The organism is Odoribacter lunatus, assembly GCF_943193135.1.
Lineage (GTDB): Bacteria > Bacteroidota > Bacteroidia > Bacteroidales > Marinifilaceae > Culturomica > Culturomica lunata.
This window is the reverse complement of record NZ_CALPCZ010000028.1, coordinates 21,706-29,199: the sequence shown is the minus strand read 5'-3', so window position 1 is coordinate 29,199 and position 7,494 is coordinate 21,706. Positions and strand designations below refer to the sequence as shown.

Annotated in this window: 4 protein-coding genes; 1 reads left to right on the top strand and 3 read right to left on the bottom strand. The window is 40.0% G+C overall.

Annotation, left to right across the window (positions count from 1 at the left end; translation table 11 throughout):
- Positions 1-361: 361 nt before the first annotated feature.
- The gene (locus NFR61_RS09560) at positions 362-1,642 is read left to right on the top strand and encodes an ATP-binding protein (RefSeq protein ID WP_251623481.1); all 1,281 of its coding nucleotides are present in this window, start codon (positions 362-364) and stop codon (positions 1,640-1,642) included.
- Between the two features lie 205 nt (positions 1,643-1,847).
- On the opposite strand, the gene pbpC is transcribed toward NFR61_RS09560, so the two are convergent.
- From pbpC to NFR61_RS09545, 3 genes are all read right to left on the bottom strand, one after another.
- Positions 1,848-4,166, bottom strand: coding sequence for a penicillin-binding protein 1C (gene pbpC, locus NFR61_RS09555; RefSeq protein ID WP_251623480.1), 2,319 nt, complete (start codon positions 4,164-4,166; stop codon positions 1,848-1,850).
- Positions 4,167-4,225: 59 nt separating this feature from the next.
- Complete coding sequence (locus NFR61_RS09550; protein WP_251623479.1) at positions 4,226-4,975, bottom strand: sulfite exporter TauE/SafE family protein; 750 nt, start codon at positions 4,973-4,975, stop codon at positions 4,226-4,228.
- 95 nt (positions 4,976-5,070) lie between these two features.
- Positions 5,071-7,395 (bottom strand): glycoside hydrolase family 20 protein, encoded by a 2,325-nt coding sequence (locus tag NFR61_RS09545; protein WP_251623478.1) that lies wholly within the window; start codon positions 7,393-7,395, stop codon positions 5,071-5,073.
- Between the last annotated feature and the right edge of the window lie 99 nt (positions 7,396-7,494).

Genomic DNA, 7,494 nt, shown 5'->3' with positions numbered 1-7,494 from the left:
ATCAGTTAAGAAGGCAACAATAATACTCATAAGTCACTGATATAAATCATAATATAACTCTTATACATGCTTAGTAGAAGTATACCTTTTTCCTCCTCTTTTCTTATTAAAAAATCCTCTCATAAACTTGGCCAAATGCCACACCAGAAATGTAAAAAATCAGCCAAACGCCCTATCAAAAATCGGCCAAATGCCACATCAAAAATGTAAAAAATCGGCCAAACGCCCTATCAAAAATCAGCCAAATGCCACATCAGAAATGTAAAAAATCGGCCAAGTGTCACATTAAAATCAGTCTTTTTTATTGATATTCAACAAAAATCACTATCTTTGTCTTTTGAAAGAAAATCACTTCAAAACTATGAAAGAATACAGACAGCGAATCGCAGACAAAATCTTAACTGAGAAATTAGACGCCATGGGAGCCGTTGTCATCGAAGGAGCTAAATATTGCGGCAAAACAACATTGGCACGTCAACAGGCCAAAAGCGTACTTTATATGGCAGACCCCGATACAAAAGACCAAAACCTCATTATGGCAAAAACGAATATCAAACGTCTGCTACAGGGCGAAAACCCACGCCTCATCGATGAATGGCAAATCGCCCCCCAATTCTGGGATGCCGTCAGAAACGAAGTAGACAAACGAGACGAGGACGGACAATTTATGCTCACCGGTTCCGCCGTACCGCCCGAGATAAACCAAATTTTCCATACAGGCACCGGCAGAATGGCCTGGCTCAAATTGCGAACAATGAGTTTATGGGAATCGGGCGACTCTACAGGCGATGTCAGCCTGGAAGAACTCTTTACACAGGCGGGAAATATCGACGGTATCAGTCATACCGATATTGAACGCCTGGCATTTCTGACATGCCGCGGAGGGTGGCCCAAAGCCACATTGAAAAAAAACGACACCTCCTCTCTGATGCAGGCAAAAGAATATTACGAAGCTGTCACAAGATTTGATATTTCGCGGGTTGACAATATCGAACGTGATCCGGAATTGGCCAAAAGGCTGATGCGCTCTTATGCCCGCCACCAAGGGACACAGGCAAGTGCCGGAACGATTCTTGCCGATTTAAAGGCAAATGAAAGCGATAGTATCAATGAGAATACGATTTATTCCTACCTCAAAGCCCTGAAAAAAATATTTGTCATAGAAGATTCTCTTGCGTGGAATCCCAACTTGCGCAGCAAAACAGCCATACGCACATCGGATACCCGCTATTTCACAGACCCCTCCATCGCGACATCCGCGCTCGGCTTAGGTCCGAAAGACCTGCTCAACGACCTGAATACATTCGGACTGTTCTTTGAAACACTTTGTATAAGGGATTTGCGGGTATATGCCGACGCAATTGAGGGAACAGTATACCACTATCGGGACAAGAACGGCCTTGAATGTGACGCCGTGGTGCACCTCAAGAACGGAGCATACGGACTTATAGAAATAAAACTGGGCGGCAACGACTTAATCAACGAAGGTGCCGACACTCTTATCAGGCTCGCCGCCAAAATCGACACGAAGAAAATGAAAAGCCCCTCTTTCCTAATGGTCATAACCGGCACCGGCCAATATGCCTACCGGCGCCCTCACGATAATGTGCTGGTGGTTCCGATAGGATGTCTTAAAAATTAGGTCCGTTTTTTTTCATTCGCCCATATGGTCATCTCCGTTATTTCTCCGTTTCACCTCCGAATCACCTCCGTTCCAAAACAGCCCAGAACGGGAAAAGTGCCGTTCTGACAACTTTAATATCTTTAAGAAAGAATATTTATTGATTCGTTTGTCAATTTATATTATTTTACTCGATAGGAAATGTCCCATCGACGTAAGTGGCTTTTTAAAGAGGCCGGTAAGAAGCTCTTTTTGTTTTACCGACGACCTGAAAACGCCGTTGCAAGGTGTTTCCGCTTGCATCTATTAATGTTAGTAGATGATTCCCTACAGAAAGATTCAACTCTAGCTGATGGATATACTGTGTCATCCCAACGTATTGATTATCAATATGCCAATATACTTCTGTTTCCGGGCGACGATGCGCCAGCTCACAAACAATGCGGCTTTTTGTTCCACCAAAGTCCTGGGGGATAAACACCCTTGCACCTTGAGGCGGATAGATAATATCCATGTTTTCCTCCGGTGAAAAGCAGTCTTGACGATAAGGAGGCAAACGCCGATAATCAGTGTGACTTTTAGTATAATACCATTCCTGTACAGGGGGTAAAATAAACCAAGAACGTGAGTAAATATTAAATATCGGTTCGCATTCCGAATTTACCTGCCACCGCCCGGCAGAATCCAAATGAACAAGCCGATGAAAGGGGCACAGTTCTGTCCGCTTTCCTTTACGACATACTTTTACTGTATCTTTTCTTTCACACAGGTTTGAAGCCCGATATCCGCTTTGTTTGCAAACGACTATTTCTTCCAGCTCATCCGATGGTTCATGCCATTTACCCGTTACCGGCAATAATCCGGCAACTTCAAACAATACAGGTGCCGCAGCCCTTACTCCTACTAATCCGGGACGCCCTTCTCCATCTGCATTGCCCACCCATACGCCGATAACCCAATCGGCATTCACGCCAACTGCCCACGCATCCCGGAAACCGAAACTTGTTCCGGTCTTCCATGATAAATTCATTGACTTGACAAAATTCCTCCACCCCGATTCTAATTCCGGACGCTCTACCGATTCCAATGCCTGCAATGTCAGCCAAATAGAAGCGGCACTAAGCGGAGCATCCTCCGGTTTTATTGGTTTCAGATCTTTCTTCCCGGTATTGGTATTGCTCCAAAGCATTAGCCGGTTATATTCTCCCTCAAAATATTGTCCATCCCATTCATTATAATGATTGAGCGTTGATGACATTCCCCCATACATATTGCATAAATCCCACAAGGAGGTTTCTGCCCCTCCAAGTATCAAGCTCAAACCGTAATCATCTGCAGAACGATTCAACGAAGTAATTCCTATGTGTTTTAAATCATTATAAAAGCGATGGTAGTTATAACTCTTCAACATCCTGACGAAAGGGATATTCAAAGACATTGCCAATGCCCGATCTGCCGGAATAACCCCTTGAAATGTTTTGTTGAAATTGGATGGGGCATATTGCCCAAAACGGGAAGGTATATCCGGTATTAATGTTGCAGGCAGGATATACCCCTCTTGTTGCATAAAAGCATATAAAGCAGGCTTTAAAATACTCCCCGAACTACGTACTGATTTTATAATATTTACTTCATTTCCCCGGCTTCCCGGAAGAGGCGACGCATTTCCCACATAAGCCTTGACTTCTCCGGTCGGAACATAAGCCACCAAAACAGCCATATTGTATATATGATTTTGGCTTAATAATCGGCTATGTCTATTTACTATCTCATTTACTTGTTCCTGTAAATGACTATCAATGGTTGAGCAACATATTTGCCCTTTTCGGGTTAAAACCGCTTCTGTCATTAAATGAGGTGCAATAGAAGTTTGAGAAGATGTTTTTTCCGGCAAAGGTTCCGCAATAGCTAATACATAATCTTCTTCATTAAGCCACCCTTTTTGATATAATTTTTTCAGTAAATTATCCCTCTTTTCTTTTAGTATTCTCTGTTTCTTTAACGAAGGTGAATTGGGAAGAATTGCCAAAAAAGCGGCTTCCGCCCAGCTCAGTTGTTCGGGAGAACGATCAAAATACTTTTGGGAGGCTGTCTGTATTCCTACTATGTTTCCTGCAAAAGGCGCATGTAATGCGTACATTTGCAATATCTGATATTTTGTATATTGATGCTCTAAACGCAAGGCAAGTATTATTTCCCATATCTTTTCTGAATAAGTGCGAACCGGATTTTGGCGGGCTATCCGGATGACCTGCATACTAATTGTACTTCCGCCGCTCACGATTTTATGGGAAGAAAGGTTTTGCCAACATGCCCGCAATAAGGCAATAAAATCAACACCTTGGTGAGTAAAGAAGCGTTGATCTTCAAAAGTTATCAATGAAATAATGTATTTCGGCGATAAAGCTGAGATTTCCGGAAGGCGGAATTGCTGGTCTGAAGCCACTGACATTCCTATAATTCTACCTTCTTTATCTAATAAAGCAGTAGAATAAGGTGTACGGAAAAGAGGATAAGGTAAAATAGACCACCAACCTATTAACAAAAGAAGAGAATGTAATATAAGTAAACTTATTTCCTTTTTCCTTATCATCCCGAAATAATTCATAAAGAAAAATCAAATAGTTTCAAGGCAACTAATACCAATGCTACTAAAAGAATGTAACGAATATACTTAGCTCCCCACTTAATGCTAAGCCTCGTGCCAATCCAAGCTCCCATCATGTTACCACAAGACAATATCAATCCTGTTTTCCAATCAACAAGGTCATGCCAAATAAAAATAACCAGAGCCAGTATGGTGTAAAATAAAATGATGAACACTTTTACCGCATTTGCTTTTAAGAGGTTAAATCCACATCCCAGAACCAACCCGGCCAATAAGAAAAAACCCACCCCAATTTGAATAAATCCACCATAAAAACCGATTCCTAGAAATATTAAAAAACGCCAAAACATTTTTTGAGAATTGGCAGCTTCAATACGTGTTTTTATCCATACATCCGGTTTAAGCAATACAACAAAAAACATGAAGACCAACAAAATCGCAATGACTTTTTTTAGTATATCTTCATTTATATCCACAGCAACAAGAGCTCCTATAATACTCCCTATAGCCGTCGGGATTAGCAATTTATAATCAGAACGAAGATTTAGTATCCCTTTTTTACGAAATGTTGCTGCCGAAACAATATCTTGACACAAGATAGCTATTCGATTCGTCGCATTGGCAATATTAGCTGGTAAGCCCATAAATATCAAAAAAGGGACTACCAACATGGAACCACCACCAGCAAAGGTATTGATAAAACCGGCTATCATGCCCAAAAGAATCAAATATATGGAATCACTCATCAAGTTAATATTACTTAGTAAACTTCTATTACTCAAAATATTAAACAAAAAGAAGGCTGTAAATAAACAGCCTTCCTTTTTTTATTTCTCTGCACTTAATCAATCGTAATCTCATCAACAAACAAAAATGCTGGATTTCCTTTTCCTCCATGCCAAGATGGAATTTTAGATTCCGATAATGCTTTTACTTTTACATAGCGAGTTTTTACCGGATTAAACGTAAGTTTGTGTGTATAAATCCCATTCTTATCTTTTTCTTGCATTACTGGATACGATTCAGAAGCAATTTTCGTATAAACATTACCGTCTTCAGAAACTTCAATCATTAAGCCCCTTGCATCAAATACCCAATCACCTTTCTCAACACAAGTATTAATAGCTACACTAGAAATTTCTGTCAACTGTAATAAATCAATAACCACTTCCATATCATTTTTATAGAAAGCTATCCAACGGCCAGTCTTATAATTCGCATTTCCTTGCAACCCATCAACTAATGTCAGTACACCATTGTATTCATATTGCTTATTTACAGGTTGCAATGCTATAATAGGTTTCGCTGTGGCTTTATTAAAAGCAACTTTCTCTGTTAAAACCCGACTCTTCCCACTAGGACGAACAGCGACAGCCCTTAAATCAGTATCTTCTTTTAATTTCAATGCTTCCGTATACTTAGAAGAATGTTCTGTCGGTTCCGTCCCATCTAATGTATAATAGATCTCTGCATCCCCAACAGTCGATAATACCACTTCTATATTTCCCTCTTCGCTATTCGTAGTAAACTCTGCCTTCACATTATATAAATGCTTTGCAAAATTATATCCTTTCTGCTCATAAATATTTAATAAACATGGTATACGATTTACAAAATCGATATAATCTTTTTTATCCGGCTGTGTCCATTGCACCTCAGACAGTGCAGCAATACGAGGCATTTCCATATATTCAACATGACGGTAAGAAGTCACATATTCCGTCCATAAATTAGCCTGAACGCCTATAATATAATTAGCCTCCTCTGGGGTAAGTGAAGGTGAAACCGGCTCAAACCCATATACCATTTCCAAGGGAACATATCCCCCAATTGCCAACGGTTCATATTGAACATCTTTTGATTGATAGTAATCAAAATACATATAAGAAGTCGGAGTCATTATCGCTTTGTGTTTCTGTTTGGCAGCTTCTATACCTCCACCAACTCCTCGCCATGACATTACCGTAGCATTTGGTGCCAATCCCCCTTCTAAGATTTCATCCCAACCGATAATCTGACGTCCGTGAGCATTCAAAAATTTCTCGGCATAAGAAATAATAAAACTCTGTAGTTTTTCTTCGGCTGTATGTTTTTTATCTCCTTTCAATCCCAAGGTTTTGATACGAGCCTGACATTTCGGACATTTCGCCCAACGAACTTTCGGACATTCATCTCCTCCTACATGAATATACTCTGAAGGAAATATTTCTATAATTTCGCCCAATACATCTTCAATAAATTTAAGAGTTTTATCATTCCCTGCACAAAGTACATCTTCGGAAACCCCCCACTGCCTCCACACATCATACGGACCTCCCGTACATCCCAATTCCGGATAGGCAGTCAACGCCGCTTGCATATGACCAGGCAAGTCAATTTCAGGTATAACTGTAATATGACGTTCTGCTGCATAAGCAACTATTTCTTTTGCTTCATCTTGAGTATAAGAACCGCTATAAGGTATCCCATCATATTTACCCGAATTACGCCCAATAACAGTTTCTTTTCTTTTTGATCCAAGCTTAACTAACTCCGGATACTTCTTTATCTCCAATCTCCAACCTTGGTCGTCTGTCAAATGCCAATGAAAACGATTAATATTGTGCAATGCCAACATATCCACAAATCTTTTAACCGAATCTATTGTAAAAAAATGACGCGATACATCTAAATGCGCTCCACGATACCCAAACCGAGGTGCATCATTAATTTCAACTCCCGGAAGAATTACAACCGCATTCTTCACTATAGGTAAAGACTTACGTAATGTTTGTATTCCATAAAAAACACCTGCTTCAGAGGCTCCCTCAATAATTACCCCGTTATCTCCAACAGTCAAACGATAAGCCTCCGGATTAGATGACTCTAATCCCAATTGCAAGGTTATTGTATTTTCCCCTGTATATTCAGGAGCTAAAGACAACTTCTTGCCAATAAGTTCCTGTATATATTCAACTAAAAATTCTGCATTTCTACGCATCTTTTCATTATCCCCAGGATAGACAATCTTCACATTTCCATCCAACTCAAAAGACTTATCCTGCTTCAATGTAATCTCTTGAGGCAACGGAACTACTCGGTAATTTGCCGATTCCCGTTCCATTGTACAAGCCACACCTAAACTCACACCAACTAACCATCCGATTAGCTTAAACATTCTTTTCATAAATCAATTATTATTTATTTGTATTTATTATTCTTTCCCTTTGCACAAAAGAGAAACACGCTATTGTATAAAACATATTATGAATTACAACAGGCTAAA